The 24,720-nt window shown below is 27.5% G+C and carries 18 protein-coding genes, 1 tRNA gene, 2 rRNA genes and 1 riboswitch (1 of these 22 running past the window's edge); of the genes, 6 read left to right on the forward strand and 15 right to left on the reverse strand.

Features of this window, described 5'->3' with window-relative positions:
• The 3 genes from IGS63_RS02025 to IGS63_RS02035 form a co-directional block, all read right to left on the reverse strand.
• Nucleotides 1-438 (reverse strand): 23S ribosomal RNA (locus tag IGS63_RS02025); it reaches 2,480 nt to the left of the window's first position.
• A 46-nt stretch (nt 439-484) separates the two neighbouring features.
• Nucleotides 485-560: transfer RNA gene (locus IGS63_RS02030), tRNA-Ala, on the reverse strand.
• Nucleotides 561-607: 47 nt separating this feature from the next.
• Nucleotides 608-2,133: ribosomal RNA gene (locus tag IGS63_RS02035) — 16S ribosomal RNA — on the reverse strand.
• The 16S and 23S rRNA genes sit together here with 1 tRNA gene alongside, the layout of an rRNA operon.
• Before the next feature lie 364 nt (nt 2,134-2,497).
• On the opposite strand from IGS63_RS02035, the gene IGS63_RS02040 reads away from it, so the two are divergent.
• The 5 genes from IGS63_RS02040 (at nt 2,498) to IGS63_RS02060 (ending at nt 8,925) form a co-directional block, all read left to right on the forward strand.
• On the forward strand, nt 2,498-2,821 hold the full coding sequence (locus IGS63_RS02040) for a L7Ae/L30e/S12e/Gadd45 family ribosomal protein (RefSeq protein WP_190615382.1): 324 nt from the start codon (nt 2,498-2,500) through the stop codon (nt 2,819-2,821).
• Entirely contained in the window at nt 2,821-4,953 is a 2,133-nt protein-coding gene (gene infB / locus IGS63_RS02045; protein WP_190615383.1) for a translation initiation factor IF-2, read from the forward strand. The genes IGS63_RS02040 and infB overlap by 1 nt, the downstream gene beginning before the upstream one ends.
• 38 nt (nt 4,954-4,991) lie before the next feature.
• On the forward strand, nt 4,992-6,449 hold the full coding sequence (locus tag IGS63_RS02050) for an ATP-binding cassette domain-containing protein (RefSeq protein ID WP_190615384.1): 1,458 nt from the start codon (nt 4,992-4,994) through the stop codon (nt 6,447-6,449).
• Complete coding sequence (locus tag IGS63_RS02055) at nt 6,436-7,077, forward strand: HAD family hydrolase (protein WP_190615385.1); 642 nt, start codon at nt 6,436-6,438, stop codon at nt 7,075-7,077. Before IGS63_RS02050 ends, IGS63_RS02055 begins: the two co-directional genes overlap by 14 nt.
• A 270-nt stretch (nt 7,078-7,347) precedes the next feature.
• Nucleotides 7,348-8,925 (forward strand): DEAD/DEAH box helicase, encoded by a 1,578-nt coding sequence (locus IGS63_RS02060; protein ID WP_198423066.1) that lies wholly within the window; start codon nt 7,348-7,350, stop codon nt 8,923-8,925.
• Nucleotides 8,926-9,343: 418 nt separating this feature from the next.
• Here the strand turns inward: IGS63_RS02060 and IGS63_RS02070 are convergent, their stop codons facing one another.
• The 12 genes from IGS63_RS02070 to IGS63_RS02125 form a co-directional block, all read right to left on the reverse strand.
• Nucleotides 9,344-9,694 carry a hypothetical protein gene (locus IGS63_RS02070; RefSeq protein ID WP_190615387.1) on the reverse strand — a complete coding sequence of 117 codons (351 nt, stop codon included), beginning with the start codon at nt 9,692-9,694 and terminating at the stop codon, nt 9,344-9,346.
• A 294-nt stretch (nt 9,695-9,988) separates the two neighbouring features.
• A complete protein-coding gene (locus IGS63_RS02075) occupies nt 9,989-11,779 on the reverse strand; it encodes an AAA family ATPase (protein WP_190615388.1) in 1,791 nt (596 codons plus the stop codon).
• Between the two features lie 199 nt (nt 11,780-11,978).
• Nucleotides 11,979-14,354: a homocysteine S-methyltransferase family protein gene (locus IGS63_RS02080; RefSeq protein WP_190615389.1), complete on the reverse strand. Its 2,376-nt coding sequence runs from the start codon at nt 14,352-14,354 to the stop codon at nt 11,979-11,981.
• The gene (locus IGS63_RS02085; protein ID WP_190615390.1) at nt 14,344-14,997 is read right to left on the reverse strand and encodes a vitamin B12 dependent-methionine synthase activation domain-containing protein; all 654 of its coding nucleotides are present in this window, start codon (nt 14,995-14,997) and stop codon (nt 14,344-14,346) included. The genes IGS63_RS02080 and IGS63_RS02085 overlap by 11 nt, the downstream gene beginning before the upstream one ends.
• Nucleotides 14,998-14,999: 2 nt before the next feature.
• A complete protein-coding gene (metF, locus tag IGS63_RS02090; RefSeq protein ID WP_190615391.1) occupies nt 15,000-15,884 on the reverse strand; it encodes a methylenetetrahydrofolate reductase [NAD(P)H] in 885 nt (294 codons plus the stop codon).
• A gap of 5 nt (nt 15,885-15,889) precedes the next feature.
• Nucleotides 15,890-16,618 (reverse strand): UPF0280 family protein, encoded by a 729-nt coding sequence (locus IGS63_RS02095; protein ID WP_420856916.1) that lies wholly within the window; start codon nt 16,616-16,618, stop codon nt 15,890-15,892.
• Entirely contained in the window at nt 16,611-17,744 is a 1,134-nt protein-coding gene (locus tag IGS63_RS02100) for a homocysteine biosynthesis protein (RefSeq protein WP_190615393.1), read from the reverse strand. The genes IGS63_RS02095 and IGS63_RS02100 overlap by 8 nt, the downstream gene beginning before the upstream one ends.
• Nucleotides 17,731-18,963, reverse strand: a complete 1,233-nt coding sequence (locus IGS63_RS02105; RefSeq protein WP_190615394.1) for an aspartate kinase — start codon at nt 18,961-18,963, stop codon at nt 17,731-17,733. Before IGS63_RS02105 ends, IGS63_RS02100 begins: the two co-directional genes overlap by 14 nt.
• 214 nt (nt 18,964-19,177) lie before the next feature.
• Nucleotides 19,178-19,281, reverse strand: a riboswitch (SAM riboswitch).
• Between the two features lie 72 nt (nt 19,282-19,353).
• Nucleotides 19,354-19,953 (reverse strand): TerD family protein, encoded by a 600-nt coding sequence (locus tag IGS63_RS02110; protein ID WP_190615395.1) that lies wholly within the window; start codon nt 19,951-19,953, stop codon nt 19,354-19,356.
• Between the two features lie 11 nt (nt 19,954-19,964).
• Nucleotides 19,965-20,540: a TerD family protein gene (locus IGS63_RS02115; RefSeq protein ID WP_190615396.1), complete on the reverse strand. Its 576-nt coding sequence runs from the start codon at nt 20,538-20,540 to the stop codon at nt 19,965-19,967.
• 16 nt (nt 20,541-20,556) lie between these two features.
• Nucleotides 20,557-21,555, reverse strand: a complete 999-nt coding sequence (locus IGS63_RS02120; protein WP_190615397.1) for a sodium:calcium antiporter — start codon at nt 21,553-21,555, stop codon at nt 20,557-20,559.
• 32 nt (nt 21,556-21,587) lie between these two features.
• The gene (locus IGS63_RS02125; protein WP_190615398.1) at nt 21,588-22,163 is read right to left on the reverse strand and encodes a TerD family protein; all 576 of its coding nucleotides are present in this window, start codon (nt 22,161-22,163) and stop codon (nt 21,588-21,590) included.
• Between the two features lie 231 nt (nt 22,164-22,394).
• Here IGS63_RS02125 and IGS63_RS02130 point away from each other — a divergent pair, with 231 nt between their 5' ends.
• On the forward strand, nt 22,395-24,710 hold the full coding sequence (locus IGS63_RS02130; RefSeq protein ID WP_190615399.1) for a YceG family protein: 2,316 nt from the start codon (nt 22,395-22,397) through the stop codon (nt 24,708-24,710).
• Nucleotides 24,711-24,720 lie beyond the last annotated feature (10 nt).

Genomic DNA, 24,720 nt, shown 5'->3' on the forward strand with positions numbered 1-24,720 from the left:
ATTCCTCGTGTCCCACGCTACTTGGGATCAGCTTCGATTAGTTTACGAGTTTTCGTCTACAGGACTTTCACCTTCTTTGGTTTATCTTCCCATATACTTCGACTTCCTCTTTACCTATTCCCTCTATTTACAGTTCGAGTTAAGCTGTCCCTCTACCCCAAATTGACAACGGCTGTACCCTTTTACATCAATTTGGTTTGGGCTTTTCCCTTTTCGCTCGCCACTACTCAGGGAATCTCTTTGATTTCTTTTCCTCCAGCTACTATGATGTTTCACTTCGCTGGGTTCGCCTCCCTTTCGGGCTCTTCCGGGTTTCCCCATTCGGATATCTACGGTTCTTCGATTGCTTGCTTCTCCCCGTAGCTTTTCGCAGCTTGCCACGTCCTTCTTCGCCTCTGGTCGCCTAGGCATCCCCTGTATGCCCTTTTTACTTTGGACTTTCTTTCTTATGCACTTGTCAATGAACTTTTCTGAATGATTTCTTTGGTGGAGTGAAGGGGGCTCGAACCCCTGGCCTTCTGCTTGCAAAGCAGATGCTCTCCCAACTGAGCTACCACCCCGTTCTTTTGCTCACTCAATAATGGATAGAGGTAGTTGTTCTCCTTAGAAAGGAGGTGATCCAGGCGCACCTTCCGGTACACCTACCTTGTTACGACTTCGCCCCCCTCACTAGCTCCACCCTCGATGCATCCGTTCCTTGCGGTTACAGCATCCATCTTCGGGCGTTTCCAACTCGGGTGGCGTGACGGGCGGTGTGTACAAGACCCGAGAACGTATTCACCGCAGTTTGGCTGACCTGCGATTACTAGCGATTCCGGTTTCATGCAGGCGGGTTTCAGCCTGCAATCCGAATTGAGGTACAGTTTGTGAGATTTGCTCCACTTCTCAGCTTCGCTTCCCTCTGTCCGTACCATTGTAGCACGTGTGTCGCCCAGAACATAAGGGGCACGCTTACCTGACGTCATCCCCTCCTTCCTCCGTCTCGTCGACGGCTGTCCCATTAGAGTAGCCCATCTCTACATGCTGGCAACTAATGGCAGGGGTTGCGCTCGTTGCGGGACTTAACCCAACACCTCACGGCACGAGCTGACGACGGCCGTGCACCACCTGTGTGAGACTCCTTTCTTGCGAAAGTTAGTAGTATCTCTACTACCTTATCTCCATGTCAATTCCTGGTAAGGTTCTTCGGTTAGCTTCGAATTAAACCACATGCTCCACCGCTTGTGCGGGTCCCCGTCAATTCCTTTGAGTTTCATCCTTGCGGACGTACTCCCCAGGCGGTTCACTTATCGCGTTTGCTTCAGCACGGAACTTTGACATCCCACACCTAGTGAACATCGTTTACGGCTAGGACTACCCGGGTATCTAATCCGGTTCGCTCCCCTAGCTTTCGAACCTCAGCGTCAGGATTACTCCAGAAAACCGACTTCTCCACTGGCCTTCTTACCAATATCTACGGATTTCACCCCTACTCTGGTAATTCCGTCTTCCTCTAGTATCCTCAAGTTATACAGTTTCAAGCGCTGTTCCACCGTTGAGCAGTGACATTTCACACCTGACTTACATAACCGCCTACGTTCCCTTTACGCCCAGTGATTCCGGGCAACGCTCGCCCCCTACGTCTTACCGCGGCTGCTGGCACGTAGTTAGCCGGGGCTTTTCTTTACATACCTTCCTTGTACTGTCCCCAGTACTTTATATTCTGTAAATTCAGAAGTTTACATCCCGAAGGACTTCTTCCTTCACGCGGCATCGCTGGATCAGACTTCCGTCCATTGTCCAAAATTCCCCACTGCTGCCTCCCGTAGGAGTAGGGTCCGTCTCTCAGTTCCCTTGTGGCCGTTCGTGCTCTCACACCGGCTACCCGTCGTCGGCTTGGTGATCTTTTACTTCACCAACTACCTGATGGGACGCAGGCTCGTCCTTTGGCGCTTCTCTTCCTTTCCTCTCTCGAGCTTATCCGGTTTTACCTACAGTTTCCCATAGCTATCCCAGTCCAAAGGGTTGATTCCTACGCGTTACTCACCCGTTCGCCACTAATACTCTCCACCGAAGTGGATTTCTTCGTTCGACTTGCATGTGTTAGGCGTGCCGCCAGCGTTCACCCTGAGCCAGGATCAAACCCTCCATTCGAATGGTTTGATTCTCACTCTAGTTCTTTCTTACTAGCGTCCTTTTCTTTCGAAAAGTTTTATTTTACTACCTCTATCCATTTTTCAATGAGCTTCTTTCTCCTTCGCTTGCTTTTCCCTCAGCGACTCAATCATTCTATCACTTTCTCCTTCTTTTGTCAATTACATTTCTTTTAACCTTTTTTCAACGTCGTGTTAATCCATCAATCTCTTTTTAATAGAGTTTTTTCATTTACATATTCATATTTTTTTATTTTTAATTCAATATGAAATAAAACCTTAAAGAAAAATGTAAATGCACCTTACTTTTTTCTATTTAAATATGTTATAATAATAGTAAAATATGAAATAAGGAGTGTTGTTTAGTGAATAAAGAAGATAAAATACTTGGGTTAATTGGTTTTTCATCAAGAACCCGAAGTTTTGTTTTTGGTAAAGATGGAATTAGATCTTATATCAAAAGTTTACAAAATAAAAAAGTTGTAATTATTGCTTCAGATACTGGAAAAAGTACAAAGGATGATACTATTAAAAGATGTGAATCTTTTAATGTTCCTTGTGTTGTTTTGAAAACAAAAACTAAGGAAGATCTTTCAAATGCACTTGGTAAAACTGAAGTGAGTATAGTTGGAATAGAAGACGAAAATATAGTTAAAGGTATTTTAGACCTAGTTGGGGGTGATGCTTAATGTCAAAAACCCGTGTTTACGAATTAGCAAAAGAATTGAATATAAGTACAAAAGAATTAATGAATTATTTAGAAAAAGAACTTGGTTTAGAAATAAAAAGCCATATGAGTACATTAGATGAAGATTCAATAGAAACAATAAAAGAATTTTATAATTCTACAAAAAAGAAATCTAATGATAATAAAAAAAAGATTCCTAATAAAAATAATTCAAAAGTTATCTCTAATAAAAACAAAATAATAAAAAATGAAGTAAAAGAAAATAAAGAGATAAAAGAAGCTAAAAATGAAACAAAAAAGGAATCAAGTAAAGAAGATAATATAAAAGAAATAATTTTATCTTCTAATGAATTAAAACTAGATTTATTAGCAAAAAAATTACATAAAAATCAAGGCGATTTAATAAAAAGTATGTTTATGAAAGGAATTATGATAAAACCTAATCAAGATTTAAACATAGAAATAGCTGAAGAAATTGCTATGAATTTCAACTATATTTTAACAATAAATGATGATGAACAAACTAAACCTACTGAAACAAAACAAGAAAAGGATATATTAAAAGAAAGATGGGAAAAAATTTATTCTGAAAAGAAAGATAAATTTAAAGACAGAGCTCCTGTTGTAACGGTAATGGGGCACGTTGATCATGGTAAAACTACTTTACTAGATCACATAAGAAAAACACAGGTTGCCGATAAAGAAGCTGGTGGAATTACTCAATCTATCGGAGCTTATCAAACTGTTTATAATGGAAAAAAGATTACTTTTATTGATACACCTGGACACGAAGCTTTTACTGAAATGAGAGCAAGAGGAGCTCAATCAACTGATATAGTAATACTAATTGTTGCTGCGGATGATGGTGTAATGCCTCAAACTATAGAAGCTTATAACCATGCAAAAGATGCTGGTGTTCCAATAATAGTTGCTATAAACAAAGTTGATAAACCAAATGCAAATGTTGAATTAACTAAACAACAATTAGTAGCAAAGTTAAACTTAATTCCAGAAGATTGGGGTGGAGATGCAATAACTGTTCCTATATCAGCAAAATCTGGGATGGGTGTTGATGATTTATTAGAAATGGTTTTATTAGTTTCTGAAATGCAAGAAATAAAATGTTATCCAAAAGGAAATGCTAGAGCTATAATAATAGAGAGTAAATTAGATAAATTTCTTGGACCTGTTGCTACAGTAATTGTAAAAGATGGAATATTAAAAAATGGAGATTTTTTTGTTGCTGGAAGTACTTTTGGAAAGGTTCGTAGATTAATAGATAGCAATGGTAAAACTATAAAACAAGCCGGTCCATCTACTCCTGTACAAATTTTAGGTTTTGATGAAGTACCAAGTATGCATTCAATATTATATGCTGTAAATACTTTAGATGAAGCAAGAGAAATTTCTTCCATTGCAAAAGAAAAAGAAGAGTCTAAATCTAAGCAAAAAAAACATGTAAAATTAGAAGATTTTATGAATATGATGAAAGAAAATCAAAAGAAAATATTAAATATAATATTAAAAGCTGGTACATATGGTGAAATAGAAGCTTTAAAAAATTCAATTTCAAAATTAAAAAATTCAGATATTGATATAGAAATAGTTCATGCTGGAATTGGTGCTATAACAACAAGTGATGTTATGCTTGCTTCTGCTTCAAATGCTGTTATTTTAGGTTTTAGAGTAAAAGCAGATTCTAAAACTTTAAAAATGGCTGATAAAGAAGAAATTCAAATAAAAAGATATGATATAATCTTTAACTTAATTGATGAATTAAAAAAAGCTCTTCAAGGTATGCTTGAACCTGAAGAAAAAGAAGAAATAACTGGTAGTGGAAAAATAAAAGAAGTATTTAAAATAAAGAAGGTTGGTAACATAGCCGGTATTCAATTAACGGATGGTTATGTTTCTGCAGAAGGAAGAGTTAGAATTTATAGAGAAGGTAAATTAATTCAAGATGTAGAAATAGAAACTCTTCAACATTATAAAGATATAGTTAAATCTGTTAGTGCTCCACAAGAATGTGGAATAAAATTTGTAAACTTTAATGACTTTAATTCTGGTGATGAGTTAGAATTTTATAAATATATTCAAATTGAAAGAACATTGAACTTTAATTCTAAAAAATAAAACCCCATTTGGGGTTTTATTTTTAATGGAGGATACTTATGATATTTGGAATAGGTATATTTATACTTATATGGTATATAGCAAGTCTTTTTTATAATCCAATTATTTTACCAGATCCATTTTTAACTCTTCATACTCTTTTTAATTTAATGATGAATCAATCTTTTTGGATACAATTTTTTGATACATTATTAAAGAGTTTGCTTGGATTCACTTTAAGTATTTTAATTGGAGTACCTATTGGTTTTGCTTCTGGAATAAATAAAAAATTTAAGAGTTTCATTAGACCTATTATAATGCTTTTTCAGGGTGCACCTATTGTATCTTACATTGCAATAATAATGCTTTGGTTTGGTATTGGATTTTATACACCTATGTTTGTTGCCTTTATAGTTATATTTCCAACTATCGTTTTAAATGTATCTCAAGGAATTGAATCAACTGATAAAAAACTTTTAGAAATGGCTAAAGTTTATAATATAAAAAAAAGTGATACTATAAAATTTATTTATCTTGGATCCGTTTTTCCATTTATTATTTCAACTTTGAAAATAGTTTCTGGAACTCTTTGGAAAGCAACTGTAGTTGGAGAATTTTTAGGTGGTAGTAGAGGCTTAGGATATGCTCTTTCTATTTCTAAAATATCTTTAAATACAGATGAAGTATTTGCCTATACTTTATTTTTAATAATAGTTGGAATAATTTTTGAAAGATTAATTTTAAAAATTAATTTTAAGTTGAAACTTCCAGAAAAAAAGTGTATTGAAAAAACTAGAGAAATTTATAAAATAACTCCAGCTTCAATTAAAATACAAAATTTAAAAAAGAGTTTCAACACTGAAATTATCTCTAATTTTTCTACTTTAATTGATCAATCTGAAACATTTGCTATAATAGGTGATTCAGGATCTGGAAAAACAACCATTTTAAATATTTTATCTAATTTAATTCCAAAAACTTCTGGAACAATTGAAAAAAATTTTAAAAGGTTAGCTTATATATTTCAAGAAGATAGATTGATACCTTGGATGAATGTAGAAGATAACATAAAAATAGTAAATCAAAATATTTCAAAAGAGGTTTTTGTAGAAACTTTAAAAACTTTAAAAATATATGATAAAATAAAAAGCTTTCCACATGAACTTTCTGGAGGAATGAAAAAAAGAGTTAATATAGCAAGAGCTTTAATATACTTTCCAGATATAATATTAATGGATGAACCTTTTTCATCATTAGATATAAAGATAAAACATGAAATAATCTTAGATTTTTTAAAATTAAAAGAAAAGTATAAATTTTCCATAATAATTGTTTCTCATGATCCTTATGAACTTTCTATGTTAGCTGATAGTACTGTATTTCTTTATGGCACACCTTCTATTTCTTCAGAAAAAACAACTTATAAAAAAGCTATAAATAGAAATAAAAAAGAAAATGAATTAATTTACTTAGAAATAAAAAATAAAATATTAGGAGAAGAATATGAAAAATATTAAAAATATAATCTTTGATATTGATGGAACATTGGTAAATACAAAAAAAGTTACTATACCAGCTTTTAAAAAAACTCTTGAATCTTTAGATAAAGATGGATTTAAAGTAAAAGTAAATTCAAATGAAATTATGAAATACATAGGATATACAATAGACAATATCTTTAAAAATATATTTAAGTCTGATGATAAAGTTTTAATTGAAAAAGCTATACATTACTTAGATATTTATGAAGAAGAATTTTTATCAAAAACAAATGAAATCTTTTTTGATGGTGTGTTTGATGTTTTATCTTATCTAAAATCTAAAAATAAAAATATTTATCTTTTATCTAATTGTAATAAAAAATATTTAAACATCGTCTTAGAAAAAGGCTTAAATGAATTTATTGATTCACCTCATTGTTCTGAAATGTATAATTGGAAAGAAAAAGATTATGTTATATCAACTTTTATAAAAAAAACAAATAGCAAAAGCTTTGTAATGATTGGTGATAGGCACAAAGATATTGAAGCTGCAAAAGCTAATAATATAAAATCAATAGGTTGTAATTATGGATATGGGAATAAAGAAGTTGAAAAAGCTGATGTAATAATTCATAATATAAAAGATATTATAAATATTTTTTAGTTATATTTCCTTATTTTAGATAATGTTGTTACATAAATACACTTAATATTTATACATATTAAATATGAATAAGTTATAATAAGTTGAAATTATTTCAGATTATGTACTTCAACTATTTTTATTCGGCTTTATTCCTATGTAAAGACTAAATTCTGATTAAAATCAAAAAAATTTTTTAAACATCTGATTCGTGTTGTTTCATATTGTTTAAGTTATTTAATATAAAAAAGTACATAATCCGAGAAAACCCAAATGAAAGGAAGTTTTGAAATGTCAAAATTTGAAGATCTCGGTTTATCCGAAACAACGTTAAAAGCATTAAAGAAAAAAGGATTTGAAGAACCAACTCCAATACAAGAAAAAACAATTCCTGTTTTATTAAAAGGCGAAGTTGATTTAATCGGTCAAGCTCAAACAGGTACTGGTAAAACAGCAGCTTTTGGTTTACCTTTAATTGAAAAATTAACACCTGGTGCAAAACATGTGCAAGCTTTAATACTTGCTCCAACAAGAGAACTTGCTGTTCAAGTAGCAGAAGAAATAAACTCTTTAAAAGGAAGAAGTAAGTTAAGTATACTTCCAATTTATGGTGGAGCATCAATTGAAAGGCAATTAAACGCTTTAAGAAGAGGCGTTGATATTGTTGTAGGAACACCTGGTAGAGTAATAGATCATATAAAAAGAAAGAGTTTAAAACTTGAAAACATATCTTATTTCATTTTAGATGAAGCTGATGAAATGTTAAATATGGGATTCATAGACGATATGGAAGAAATTTTTAAACATACAAATCCAGATAAAAGAGTTTTATTATTTTCTGCAACAATGCCTAAACCTATATTAGGTCTTGCAAAAAAATATATGAAAAATTTTGAAATTATAAAAGTAAAAAAAGAGCAATTAACAACCAATCTTACAGATCAAATATACTTTGAAGTTAATGAAAGTGATAAATTTGAAGCTCTTTGTAGAATAATTGATATAGAAAAAGATTTTTATGGTTTAGTTTTCTGTAGAACAAAATTAGATGTTGATAGAGTTGCTTTAAAATTGACTGAACGTGGATATAATGCTGAAGGTATACATGGAGATATTTCACAGTATCAAAGGGAAAGAATTTTAAAAAAATTCAAAGATAAAAGAGCTCATATCTTAGTTGCAACAGATGTTGCAGCAAGAGGTTTAGATATAAATGATTTAACCCATGTAATTAACTATTCCCTTCCACAAGATCCAGAATCTTATGTTCATAGAATTGGAAGAACAGGAAGAGCTGGTAAAGAAGGAACCGCTATAACTTTTGTAACACCTTCTGAATATAGAAAATTAATATTTATAAAAAGAGTTGCAAATACTAATATAAGAAAAGAAAAGGTACCTGGTATAAAAGAAATTATTAAAACTAAAAAAGAAAGAATAAAGAATGAAATTTTAGATATAGTTAAAAATTCAAATGCTTCTGAATATGAAAATTTAGCAAAAGAATTATTAAATATTTCAGATCCAGTACAAGCAATTTCTGCTCTTTTAAAACATGCTTATCAAAGTGAATTGGATACTGCAAATTATAATGAAATAAGTGAAGTTTCTATAAATACTAAAGGAAAAACAAGATTATTTGTTGCTCTTGGTAAAAAAGATGAAATGGATATCAAAAAATTATTAAAGTTTATCAAAGATAAAACTGATGTTGATACTAAAAAAATTAGAGATGTTAGAATTTTTGAAAACTTCTCATTTATATCTGTTCCTTTCGAAGAAGCTGAAATTATAATCGATACATTTAAAAGAAAAAAGAGAGGAAGAAGACCTCTTGTAGAAAAAGCAAAAGAAAGAAAATCTAAATAATAATAAAAGTAGGTAGTATGTAAAATTTTACACACTACCTATTTTTTTATTTACACAAAATTTTTTATGGTCTCGTTGCAAAAGGTTATTTATTACAAAAAATTATACTAAAAACTTCTAAAATTTACTCTTAAAGCTTATTTCATTAGAGTCGATAATTCTTATGGAAATACTTTAAAAATAATAACTAATTTTATTTATTTTTACCTTCCAAGAAAAGGCACAAAATTTTACACGCTACCTTTACAAAATTTATTTTCTTCCTGTGTGTTCTATGTTTTGTCTAAACATTGGCCATGAAGACTCTGAAACTCCTTTACATTTTGATGTTATCGCGTACAAATTGTTATCCACACTTCCTACGTATATCGTCCCATCTTGCCCTATCGCTGGACTGGATCCTATATCATTCTCTGTTTCATACCTCTACATAAAAACGATATATTGGTGACTCGAATACCCTGCCTTTATCTGATTTTGCTGCTACTTTCCAATAATATATTCCTTTTTCATTTATTTCTCCTAAATTATAACTATTTTCTGTTTGAGCTTCTGATACTTTTAATAAGTTATCTTTTTCTGTTCCAAAGTACACGTCATAGGTTAAATTTCCTCCATTAACACTTATTGCTTCCCATTTTAATCCAACTAATCCTTTGTCTATACTCTTATAATTTTCTGGGTTTATTGAAAGTATCTTGGGTATTGTGTTTCCTCTTTTTACTACTCTAAATCCTAAATCTTTGTACTTATATGTTTTTGTATTCATATTTCTATTTGATACTCTTACATACTTTGAACTTTTAAACCAGCTTCCTCCTTTTTTATATTAAAAATATTTTTTTATCTTGATTTATTCTTTAGTTTTACTTTTAAATATTAATATATCAAAGGTGTTTTTATTTTTCTTTATTTTTTGTACATTTACACAATTAACACATTTTATAACACTTACAATAACATATTGCGAATAACTCATTATTATATCATTTTTCTTTTCAATAAACAAGAGAACCATACGTTGTATAGTTCTCGACTTATTTTACATTATATTTTATTTATATCATAATTGATTACTCATATTTTTTATTTTTTCAATAGATAACTTTGTTGTTTTAGAAATAATTTCTATATCAACTCCATTTTTTAATAGTTCTTTTGCCATTCTTTCTTCTGGAGTTACTTCAACATCTTTATCCAAATTACTAACGATTTCAACCTCTTTTTTATCAAAAGCTATTGAAACTTTTATTATATCATTTATTCCATAACTTTTTATCTCTTCTTCATACTTCTTTTCATTTATTTGTTTTAATCCATTTTGTGCACTGTTTAATAGTGTTTTTTCATTTTTATAAAACTTTTTAAACTCTATTATTATTCCTTTATCTGTTTTATCTTTTGGTATTAAAATAACATCTGCTCTTCCAAGTCCTGTTTCTCTATTACTCTTTATTATGTACTCTTCTTTCAAACCAACGCTCATTCCAAGTATTAGTCCATGATAAAATCTTTCTGGTTCTTCTCCACTAACATCAAAGTAACTCAATGTATTAATAGTTAGTTTTTGAAAGTCTTCTTTAAACTCTTCTATGTATCCATTTATTAGGTTCAATAGTATATTATTAATGTTTATATTTGATTCTCTCAACATATTTCTAACTGTTTGTACAAAAAAATCTTTTACTTCTTCATTTGGTATCTTTACTTTATACATTGTTATATTATTTTTTCTTTTTTTACTCGTCCACTTTAAGTAACCACTAAATAAAAATAATGTCCAAATTGCACTTTCACTATTTAAGTTTAAATCACCATAAACCATAGTTTCTATTATTTCACACTCTACTTCTTCTCCATTTATTAATTTTTCTACATTATCTTTTATATTAACAGTTCCTTCTTTTATTAGCTTTCTTATTAAATAATTTCCACTCGTATTCATCCAATATGGTCTTATTTTCCCTTTATTCTTTGCAAGAGTTACTATAGAAAAAGGATTGTATATTTCAACACCACCAAAGTTATAACCATTGTACCAGTCTATAACTTCATTTTCTTCGTATTCAAGTTCATAATACTTCAATACTTCTTCTACTTCTTCTTTAGTTAAACCATACTTATCATTGAATAGTTCATTTAATACAGTAGAAACTTCTAAATTATTCACACCAGTAAAGATACTTTCTTTAGAAACTCTTGTTATTCCAGTAAGAACTGCTTTTTCAAGGTATACATTATCTTTTAATGCCATGCCAAATAAATTACCTATTAAAGATATTATTTCATCATAATAACCATGTAAATAAGCTTGTTGAATGGGAGTGTCGTATTCATCTATTAATATTATTACTTTTTTATCATAGTATCTTTCCATATATTCTGATAAACTTCTTATACAATTTTCATAATCAGCATCTAAAGCTTCTCTACCCATTATTTTATTGTATACATCTTTTTCCCTTTCATTTAATACTTCAAAAACATATTCATGTTTTATATACAACCTTGAAAGCTCCATAGCTAATAAATCATGCATTTTTTTTAAGTTATTAGACTTTAAATCCTTAAAGGTGATGTATATAACGGGGTGTTTATTTAAATGTTTTTCTATTATGTTTTTTTCTTTGTATATATTTAAATCTTTAAAGAGGTATTCATTGTTTTGAGTAATATCAAAAAAGTACTTCATCATAGATTGACTAAGAGTTTTCCCGAACCTTCTTGGTCTTGTTATTAATAAAACATCTCCACTTTCAATAACTTCTTTGATTAACATACTTTTATCTACAAAATACATATTATCTTCAATTAAAGATTTAAAGTCACTTCTTCCTATTGGCAATCGTTTCATAGAATCATCTCCTCATTTCTAATTCTTTATATACTATTATATCAAAATTACTTTAAAATATTAAAAAATACATTAATTCTTAATAAGAAAAAATTTAAAATGCTTGACTTCTTTACAATCGAGAAATCAAGCATATAGATAATCTAATTTTCATTTAACTTAGATTATCTATCAGTAGGTATCTTATCTGTATGATTTTTTATATAGAAAAAAATTGTTTTGCTATTTCAACAGCTTTTTGTGCATCTTTAACATAATAATCTGCTTTTATCATATCAGTATATTTTTGATTTAAGACTGCTCCTCCAACCATAATTTTACAATCTAATTTATTCTTACGTATTTCTTTAATTATATATTCCATACTTTTAACTGTTGTTGTCATCAAAGCGCTTAGTCCAACTAATCTTATATTTTCTTTTTTTATACTTTCTATTATTTTTTGTGCTGGTACATCTTTACCTAAATCTACTATTTCGTATCCATAGTTTTCAAGTATAACTTTTACTATATTTTTTCCTATATCATGAACATCACCTTGAACAGTTGCCAAAAGTATTTTTTTTCCAACTTTTTTTTCTTCTCCTGACTTTAATATTATTTCTTTTATTAATTCAAATGATTTTTTTACAGTTTCTGCAGATCTTATAAGTTGAGGTAAAAATATTTCTTCTTTTTCATATCGTTGTCCAACTATATCCAATGCTGGAATTAAAAATTCATTTATTATTTCCATAGATTTTTTTTCTTTTAGCAAAATTTTTGTTGCTTCAATTGCTTCATCTTTTAAACCATCAATTATTATTTGTTTTAAATCTATTTCTTTTTGCATTTTAATTTCTTTATTTAATTTTTTTTGTATAACTTTTGAATACTTTTCTATAAATTTCTCTGATTGTTTATCTTGATTTGATAAAACTTTATATGAATAGATTATTTCTTTTATTTCTTCTTTTTTAGGATTTAATATTGGTGCATCAACTCCAGCTGTTAAAGCCATTGCTAAAAATGTTTTATTTAATATGCTTCTATTTGGAAGGCCAAAAGATACATTACTTATTCCCAAAGTTGTTTTAACATTAAATTTTTCTTTAACCATTCTAACAGCTTTTATTGTTTCCATAACATCTTCTTGTTGTGCTGATGCTGTTAAAACTAAACAATCTATCAATATATTTTTTTTATGTATTCCATATTTTTGAGCTGTTTTTATAATTTTTTCTGCAACTTCAACTCTTTCTTCTGCCTTTTTAGGTATCCCTCTTTCATCTAAGGTCAGTCCTACTACACATGCTCCATACTTTTTTACTATTGGAAATATTTTTTCCATACTTTCTTTTTTACCATTTACAGAGTTTATTAATGGTTTACCATTATAAATTCTAACTGCATGTTCTATTACTTTTGGATCTGAACTATCAATTTGAAGTGGTAATCCCATTACTGATTGTATTTCTTTTATAACTTTTATCATAATTTCTTCTTCGTTTATTTCGGGAAGTCCCACATTAACATCTAAAATATCTGCGCCTTCTTCTTTTTGATTTATTGCTTCTTTTATTATATAATCTAAGTTTTTATCTCTTAATGCTTGTTTAAACTTCTTTTTTCCTGTTGGATTTATTCTTTCCCCTATTATTTTTAAAGTTTCACCTATCTTTACAGTTTTTGAATATGATGAAACTGCCGTGAATTCTTTTTCTTTTATTTTTTTTGGTTTTACTGTTTTTAATTCTTTTGTCATTAATTTTATAAATCTTTCATCTGTACCACAACATCCTCCTATTATCTGTGCACCCATTTCAACTATTTTTTTCATGTGAGTTAAAAATTCTTTTGGAGTAATCTTATACTTTGTTTCACCATTTTCTATTTCTGGTAATCCAGCATTTGGTTGAACCATAACAGGTATTGATGAATATTTTATAATTTTTTCTACTATTGGTATAGCTTCTTTTGGTCCAACAGAACAGTTTAATCCTAGTGCATCTACATCAAGTCCTTCTAAAACATTTACCATTGTCAATGGATCTGTTCCAGTAAATGTTCTTCCATCTTCTGTAAAAGTCATTGTACAAAAAACAGGTAATTTTGTATTTTCTTTTGCAGCAAGTATTGCTGCTTTTGCTTCATATAAATCTGATATTGTTTCTATTAAAATTAAGTCTGCACCTGCTTTTTCTCCAGCTATCATTTGTCTTTTAAACATATTATATGCTTCTTCAAACTTCAATGTTCCTGATGGTTCTAATAATCTTCCTATTGGTCCTATATCAAGTGCAACATATTGTACTCCAGTTGCACTCTTTGCTATTTTTACAGCTGATTCAACAATTTCTTCAACAGTATACTCGGTTCTTTTTAATTTAAATTCACTTGCACCAAAAGTATTTGTTGTTATTATTTGTGCACCTGACCTTATATATAGTTCATGTATTTCTTTTATAATATTTGGGTTTGTAATATTTAATGTTTCTGGTAATGTTCCAAGTTTTAATCCTTTTTTTTGTAATTGCGTACCCATTGCACCATCAAAAAATAAAAGCTCATTTTTTATTCTTTCTTTAATATGCACATGAACCACCCTTTCTTTTAAAACTACAATTTAACTTACATCCATCGCAACCATATATATTTGCAACACTATTTTCTTTTTGTAATCCAATAATTGCAGTTACTGATTTTTCAGGTATTAATACATTATTTTCTGTAACATCCAATCCTATTTTTTTCCTTGTATCTAAAATATTTACTATTTCTTGTTGAACTTCTATTGAAAAATCTCCATATCCTGGACTGTATCTTGGAGTTATATAATATGGATACATTTCTTTTTCTATAATACTTTGAACTTCATCACAACTTTTTTCAACATAAACAGAAGCACAAGCATTAAAAATAACTGCTTTAGTCATATCTTTTAATTGATAATAACGTAGTTTTTTATCAATTTCAAATCCTATAGTAACTGCCATAATTGCACATTTGTCTGATGCTCTTAAATGAGTTTTTATATTTTCACCTTTTAATAAAACCTCTGTTCCACTTAATAGTATTCCTTCTTTTAATTTTTCTAAATCAAAAATTTTAAATGTATATCTGTAAATAGAAGTGTTTTTTACTTCTTCAATACTTTTATCTATTAAAAAATCTAATTTATTATCTATTTTTTGATTTTTGTACCCTAAATACCTTAACACTTCTTTTTTAAACTCCAATTTTATTCCTCCATTTTTATATTGATTTTTAATATAGATGTTATTCTTTTTACAATTTCTTTTGCTATTTTAGATTTATTCATAACATATAAGTGAATCCCATCAACTCCAGTTGTTAAAAGATCTATAATTTGATCACATGCATATGTAACTCCTGCATCAATTAATGCTTCTTTATTATTTTCGTATTTATTCATTATTTTTATAAATTTTTCTGGTATATTTACTCCACACATAGATACTATTTTTTCAACTTGTTTTTTATTTACTACTGGCATTATACCTGCTTGAAGTGGTATATTTATATTTCTATTTTTTAATTTTTCTCTAAAATCATAAAAATATTTATTATCAAAAAATAATTGTGTTATTAAAAAATCCGTTCCTGCATTTACTTTTTTATTTAAATAATATAAATCTAAACTTTTATTTCTTGCTTCTATATGTCCTTCAGGATAACAAGCTGCACCTATACTAAACTTCTTTTTTTTAGATATGTATCTTATTAAGTCTTCAGCATAATTAAATTCTTTTTTTATATTTTTATCGTTTGGAATATCTCCACGTAATGCCAGCACATTAGATATGTTGTTTTCTATCAATTGATTTAATATTTCATCTATTTCTTTTTTACTCGAATTTATACATGTTAAATGAGAAAGAGGTTCAATTTTATATTCTCTTTTTATAAAAGAAGAAATTTCTACTGTTTTATTGTTTTTTATACTACCCGACGCCCCATAAGTAACACTTATATAATCAGGATTCAATTGTGCAAGTTCATCTATTGTTTTATATATTGTTTTTATATTTGATTCTTTTTTTGGTGGAAATATTTCAAAAGATATAACTGGTTTCTTTTCTTTAAAAATATCTTTTATGTACATAAATATCACCTCTCTATTTCTATTTTACCCCAACTTCCAAGAGTATTATCAACTATTATTAAAATTCCTATAATATTTTTTATAGAAGTTGCAAATTTTATTCCTTTTTTTATATCTTCTTTTGTTTTAATAATATTTCCAATTGCTGTTGCCGTTGCATCAGCAAGTAATGTGTCTTCAGATAAAACTACCACTGCATCTGATTTTCCAAAACTCAAAGAATGTCCAAACGTTCCAGAAGATGTACATATTCCAAGTTTTTCATAATTTGGTTTTATCTTTAAAGATAGTTTATTAGAAAATTTAGATTTTCCAGCATATATTTTAATCTTTCTTTCCTTTTTTGTTTTTAAAAATATATCTCCGCCATTTTCAATTATTACTTCATCTGTATACTTTAAAAGTTCTATACCAACATATTCTGAAATTGCACCAGCAATCGCAGCCATTGGTCCAACATTAGTTAATTTACTGACTTTAATCATATGCTTTACTATTTTACTAGCATTTTCTTTTTCTACTATTGGTACTAAACTTTTATAAAATTCTATATTTTTAGCTGAATAATTTATTATTTCTTCTCTATATTTTTTTACCATTTTTTTTGTTATCTTAGACAAATCTTTTTTTGCAGAAATAAACAAGTCTGTTTCAAATTCCATTACTCTAAAATTTGTCATATCCTGACTTTTCATTTTTTCTCTATAATCTCTTACTTCATACAAATCAATCATCTTCTTTCATTTTTTTTACTTTTTTATCTAATGGAAATACTTCAAGTGGTTTAGTTAATAAAAAGTTTCCATTTTTTATTTCATCTTTTAATTCATTTGCAATTTTTCTAGCTTTTTTTAAATTAGATATTGATGCAGTTCTAACTTCTTTTCCATTTATTTTCACCATACCACTTTGAAGTTGTTTATAATTTACCTTTTTTATTTTTTTACCACTACTATAGTCAATAATATTTGTTTGTATTTCTTCATTTTTTATTGTTGTATATTTTAAAATTTCTTCATTTAAGATTGGAATTGGTATTCCAATACCAATAAACATTGATATTCCATAATTTTTAAAAATTACAGGTTGTATATATTCTTTATTCATTTTTTTTAAATCTCCTATAACCGCTAATGTTCCTGCAGGTGTAATTGGCACTCCTCTTTCATTTCTTTCTGCAGAAGAATTAAATTGTGTACCCATCCAACTTACATATCCTTGAGTTCCTGCTAAAAATATCTTTGTTCCTATTCCTATCGTTTTATAGTATGGATCATTTAATAGTGGACTTAACTCTCCTGTTGTACTATAGTTTATATTACCCATATTTGGTCTTAAAGTTCCCATATACGTATAAATTTTTTTATCTGAAGCGTTTGTTGCCGCATTATAATTTTGATAAACATTTCTTGGATTAAATAAATAAGCTTCATTTATATCTTCTTTTGTTATGTATGTATCAACATGTTTTTTTGGATAACAATCAGTTCCATTTGAAGTTGCTTCTAAATGTATTTTTTTCCCAGATATTAAGTCATGTATTACGTGTGCTCCACCATATTTTTTATTTTTACTCTCTTGAGATGCCCCAATATATGAATCAACTGCAGCTAATCCAGAATATGCTTCTACACCATTCAAATAAGTTTTTTGCATTCTTATTGGCGGATTTGAATGTCCAAAATTTAAAAATGCTCCACTTGAACACATTGGCCCAAAGGTTGCTGTAGTAACAACATCCACATACTCTGCAGTTTTTTCAATTCCAATTTCTTCAACTATATCTATAATTTCTTCTGCTGTTACAACAACAGCTTCACCTTTTGAAATTTTTTCATTTATCTCTTCATAAGTTTTCATACTTCTCAACCTCCTTATTTTTTTCAATTAACTTTTCGTGTAATTTTTTTAAACCAATTTCTGAGTGTTCTTTTGAAACAATACAAGAAATTTTTATTTCTGAGCATGAAACCATGTCTATTGGTATTTTTTCATTTGATAATACTTCAAAAACTTTTGCTGCAATTCCAGGATTAGACTTTATTCCATATCCTATTACAGATATTTTTGAAACACTTTCATTAAACTCCACATTTTTTGCTTTTAATTTTTCCTTTATCTTATTACTTACACATAATGCTTTCTCAAAATCATTCTTACTTAAGGTAAAAGATATATCTATTTCATCTTTTACTTTGTTTTCTACAATTAAATCTATGTTTATACCTTCATTTGCAATTTCCTTAAATATAGTATTTAAAACATTTATAGAGTAAGGTATTCCTTTTATTGAAATTTTTGATTCGTTTTTTGATAATGTAATTCCTTTTATTATAGGTTTTTCCATATTTTTAACCCCTCCAACAATAGTTCCTATTTCTTCTGTAAATGAAGATCTTAAATGTATCTTTAAATTATTTTTTGCAGCTAATTCAACACATCTTCCATGAAGAACTTTTGCTCCAGAATCAGCCATTTCAAGCATTTCTTCATAAGAAATTTTTTGTATTTTTTTTGCATTATTTACTATTCTTGGATCTGAAGTATAAACTCCATTAACATCTGTACATATATCTACCTCCTTTAATCCTAAAGCTGCAGCAACTGCTGTTGCTGTGATATCTGATCCACCTCTTCCTAAAGTCGTTATTTCATTTTTTTTGGTAACTCCTTGAAAACCTGCTAAAATTACTACATTATCTTTTTCTAATTCTTTTTTTATTCTTTTTATATTTATTTTTTTTATTTTTGCTTTATTGTAATTCTCGTTTGTTAAAATACTCGCCTGCCAACCTGTAAATGAGATGGATTTTTCTCCTAAATTTTGTATTGCCATCGATAATAAAGATATAGATACTTGTTCACCAACAGATAAAATCATATCTAATTCTCGTTTTGATGGTGTTTTTGAAATTTTTTTTGCCTTTTCTAAAAGATCATTAGTCATTCCAGCAGGAGCAGAAACAACAACAATTATTTTATTTTTTTTCTTTAATTCAACTACTTTTTTTGCTATCTTTTCTATTCTTTCAACTGTTGCAACTGATGTTCCTCCATACTTTTTTACTATAATATTCATTCTTCCCTCCTAAAAAAAAAATCGGTTGTGAATTTATCTTCACAACCGATTTAAAGCTCTATTATGTCAATTTATATAACAAAAGACATGGGCATAAAAATCGGTTATGCCACACATCCACATATTCATATTTATTTTCTTTACTATTTTTATTACATTCATATAAATTCCTCCATAAAAAAATGTCTCTTTCATTTGAAAGAGACAATATTTTTTATTATCTTTCATTTCAAATGAAATGCTGGATTTAGCACCACACAAAAATTGCAGGTTGCTGAAAGGTCATAGGGCCAGTCCCTCACTTTCTCTTGATAATTTTATTTAATTTTCAAAATAATACCACAAAAATATTTTTTTGTCAACTGTGTTTTTTTATAATTTAATACTTTATTATTTATACCTTTTTATCAATTCTTTTAGTCCTGAATCAGTATTTCCTTCACCTATAGCACCAAATTTCCATTCATTATTATGTCTATAAAGTTCAGCTACTACTAAAGATGTTTTATTAGAATAATCATCACTTAAATTATATTTAAGTAATTCTTTTTTTCCTTCAATATCTACTAATCTTATGAAAGCATTTTTTATCATTCCAAAGTGTTGTTTTCTTCTAACACAATCATATATATTTACAACAAATACCAATCTGCTTATATCACTTGGAACTCTTGATAAATCAACAAATATTTGTTCATCGTCGCCTTCTCCTTCTCCTGTTAAGTTATCTCCTTGATGAATAACACTATTTGCTTTATCATTTAAATTTCCAAAGTAAACTAAATCAGAGTTACTTTGCAACTTATCATTTTTCAACATTAAAACTGATGCATCGCAGTCTATATCTTGATTTTCTTTAAAAAGTGATTTAAAAAAACCTTTTGCACTTTGTTCAACAGGATCCCAACCAAGGCCCACCATTATTTTAGATAAGCCTGCATAATCCTTAGATAAATTTATTTTTTGTCCTTTTGTGAGATTTATACTCATAATATCATCTCCTATACATCAAGTCCATAGTTTTTTACAAGTGCTGCTAAACCACCTGAAAATCCACTTCCTACTGCATTGAATTTCCATTCATTATTGTGTTTGTAAATTTCACAAATAACTAAAGCAGTTTCTACAGAAAAATCTTCTGTTAAATCATATCTTAAATATTCTTCGTTTGTATCTTGATTTACTATTCTAACAAAGGCATTTGATACTTGACCAAAGTTTTGTTTTCTTTGATCTGCTTCAAAGATAGTTACTGTTATAGCAATTTTTTCGATATTTGAAGGGATTTTTTCAAAATCTATTAAGATTTCTTCATCGTCTCCTTCTCCTTCTCCAGTTCTATTATCTCCTGTATGAATAACTGCTCCACTTGGATGTTTTAAATTATTATAAAAAACAAAATCAGTTTCTGATGTTGCTTTTCCATTTGCATCTAATAAAAAAGCTGATGCATCTAAATCAAAGTCAAATCCTCCATCATATTTATTTGTATCCCATCCAAGTCCTACTATAACTTTTTTTATTCCTGTTCCTTTTGTCAAATCTACTTTTTCACCTTTTTTTAAACTAATAGCCATTTTTTTACCCCCTTTTTTATCCATTTATTGCTTTTATGACAACATAAACTATAAAAAGCAAATAAACTATGCCCATTATCCCTGCATCTTTTTTATGCATTCCTTTTTTCTTCAATAATAAAATTCCAGTTGTAAACATTGAAATTAATAAAAATCCAAACATACCTGCATTTTGAGATAGTTGAACTTCTATAGTTCTTCCTGCTATAACCATTGGTATTCCAAGTCCAACACATATGTCAAAGATATTTGATCCAACAGCATTTGAGATAGCTCCATCAGCATCACCTTTTTTAGCAGATTTAACTGATAGTAATGTATCTGGTATAGATGTTGCTGCTGCTATAACAACAACAGAAACAATAAATGGTGGAACATGTATTGTATTTGATATAACTAAAGCTGAAGCAATTATTGCATCAATTGATATCCAAATAATAGCCATTGCAACAACTATCCAAAATGTTATTAACAAATAGCTCATATCTTCTTCTAATTCTTCTTGTTCTTCTTGATTATTTCTAAAATCTTTAGTTTGAAGATATAAAACATATATATATGCAGAATATATTAGTAATAATATTAAACCTGTATAAATGTTAAAGTATCCAATATATGTAAAAATAAATAATGTAACTATTGATATTAAATAAAAAATCATATCTCTATAAACATATTGAGCTTTTACTTTCAAATTTAAATCAATTCCTTTAAATGCTAATATACTAACAAGAGGTATTAATAATATATTAAATATTCCAGACCCTGCAATAGTGGCAACTCCAACATCATTAAATTTATGATATAAAAGAACAGCTATCATTGCTGTTGCAAATTCTGGAAAGGATGAAGCTATTGCATCAAATGTTGCCCCACGAACAGAAGTTGGGATATTTAACTTTAATCCTGTAATATGTAAAACATCTCCTAATTTATCTGATGCTACACTAACTAAATAACTCATTACAACTAATACTGGTAAAGCAATCCAAATATTTGTTATCCACTCAAACATAAAAGTATCCTCCTAATTTTATATTATTTTTTTTAAGCATCAAGTCCATAATTTTTCACAAGTGTTTCTAAACCACCTGAAAATCCACTTCCTACTGCATTGAATTTCCATTCATTATTGTGTTTATAAATTTCACAAATAACTAAAACTGTTTCTATTGAAAAATCTTCACTTAAATCATACCTTAAATATTCTTCATTTGTATCTTGATTTATTACTCTAACAAAGGCATTTGATACTTGTCCAAAGTTTTGTTTTCTTGTTTCTGCATCGTGTATTGTTACAGCTATAGAAATTTTTTCGATATTCGAAGGAATTTTTTCAAAATCTATTAAGATTTGTTCATCATCTCCTTCTCCTTCTCCAGTTTTATTATCTCCTGTATGAATAACTGCTCCACTTGGATGTTTTAAATTATTATAAAATATGAAATCAGAATCTGATGTTGCTTTTCCATTCGCATCTAATAAAAATACTGAAGCATCTAAATCAAAGTCAAATCCTCCATCATATTTATTTGTATCCCATCCAAGTCCTACTATAACTTTTTTTATTCCTGTTCCTTTTGTTAAATTTATTTTTTCCCCTTTTTTTAAATTTATAGACATTTTTTCTCCTCCTTTGAAAAAATTAAATTTTTTTATTTTTTTTTATAAAACTAAAAATATTATACCTCAAAATTAAAAAAATTAAAAATTTTTTAGTTACAAATTAATTAATATGCTTGATTAATTAATTAATTTACTATTGTTTTCCTAAAAAAATGTGATATACTAATAATGAATTAATTTTATAAAAAATAAAATTTTAAATCTTTATATTAAAATGAGGTATTAAAAATGCTTAATATAGAAAGAATTATTATTTCAAAATCAAAAAAATCAAATAACTTATTAGAAGATTTAAAAATCAACATAACAAAAAGAGTTGACTATTATTATCATAAATCTTTATTTGTTCCAGTTTATTTTTATAGAATTGTGGGAAATGAAAAAACATTAAATTACATCAAAAATTCCTTAAATGATAAAAAATATATACTAATACAAGCAAAATCTTTTAAACAAGATGATAATCTTTTATCTTTAATAAAAAATACATACAATGAAAATATTAATATGTTTTTCAAATCTATAAAAAATACCAACTTTTTCAATATAACAAATACTAAAATTTTAAATGATAGTATTGCAATCGCTTTTTATAAAACATTGAAACTTTATGAAAAGAAAAATAATAATATTACTAAAATAAAAAACTTTTCTTATAAAATGCTCTTAAAGATAAAAGAATATTCTAAAGACATTTGTATTGATGAAGATAACACTAAAATTTTATACTATGGAAATATAAAAGAACATGATATATACTTTTTATACTTTTTATTTGAAATAGGATGTGATATCTTATATATAAATGAAAATGACAATGAATTTGAAAAATTTGATTTTATAAATGAAATATCAAATAAAACTACTATACAAGTTCCAACAAATTTTAAGCTTCAATCAAATAAAATACATAATGAATCAAATATAAATAAACTTCCATTAAATACTTTTCATACAGATGATATAATAACAACCTTAAAAAAATCTGATGATATTTTTAGTGATTTTTTTCTTCCTCTATCAAAAAGACATAATTATGTAAATGGTGAAAAAATTATTCTACCTGTATTTTTTTATAGATATATAGGAATTAAGGATAATGAAGTTGATTTTAATAATGAATTATTTCATTTTGATAAGAAATTATTAGAATATGGAAGTAAATATATAAAATTTATAAATAAAATACCATTTAATCCTCAATTTATGCCTAATTTAAATTGGATGAGTCTAAAAACTTCTGAAGAAATTGTACAATATTTAAATCAAAATTCTGCTTTCTTTCAATTAGAAGATAAAAAATATAAGTTAAAATTGTTATCTTCATTTAAAGAAATTCTATATTTATTTTTAATAGAAGAAAATAATCCATCCAAGATTAAAAATTTTGTATTTAAATTTATTTCTTGGATAAATGAATATTTACCAAACCTAATATCAAACTTTGATTATGCCAATAAATTAAATAAAGTTATAATCAATCCTAAAATTTTATATTATGGTGAAATAAAAAAACATGAATTTTATTTTTTGATATTTCTATCAAAAATGGGATCAGATATTCTTTATATAAACAAATTAAAAGATGTTACATATGATCTAAACAATAAATATTCAATTCCATTCTTATTAGAAAAAAGATGTGAAAATACTCCTTTTCCACAAAAAGAAGTAATAACTAGAAAAGAAACAACTGCGTATAAAGCTTCAGAAGAAATAGGAATGATAATACACAATGAAGAAGATGGTGTTTATAAACCTTGGCAATTTCAAAATTATTATCCAAAAGCTGTAACTTTAAAAACAACTTATGATGAATTAAAAATCTTATGGAATAATGAATCGAGAATGAGAACAGGTTTTAAAGTATTTAATAAAAATATTTATATACCAAACATTTTTGCTAAAATAAGTGGAACTCATGAACAAATAAATGATTATTGGTCTGATTTATCTTCTTTTTTAACAGAAAACACTTTGTTTTTTGAAGAAGTTCCTTTTACAAAAATAACTTATACAAAACAAGAACTTTATAAAAGTGCTTTTTTATTTAAAGATAATAAAATAAATAAAGAAGAATTATTAAATTATGAATTTTATAAGTTTGGATATTTAAATACAGGCGTTCAATCTTCTATTATAAATAAAATAGAAGAATTAATAGAACTTAATCCATTTAAAGAAACAATGACTATGGAACTTAAGCTAAAAATATTAGTTACAATTTTAGAATTACCTAAAGAAATAGTTAGAATGATTCAAAACTTTGATTATCCATTTATTCCACCTAAAATTGTAATTTATGATAATACAGAAAAGATGTTTAGCATTGAAGATTCTATTATCATATCTTTTCTAAACTTATTTGGATTTGATATTTTAATACTAACTCCAACTGGATACAATAACATAGAACAAAAAATTAAAACACAGTATTATGATATTCATAAAATTGGTAAAAATATCTTCGATTTAAACTTACCAGATTTAAAAAAATTAAAAAAACAGAAAAAATCAATTTGGTCTATTTTTTCAAAAAAATAAGGAGGAAAAA

It is taken from the genome of Tepiditoga spiralis (assembly GCF_014701195.1).
In the GTDB taxonomy this organism is placed as follows: domain Bacteria; phylum Thermotogota; class Thermotogae; order Petrotogales; family Petrotogaceae; genus Tepiditoga; species Tepiditoga spiralis.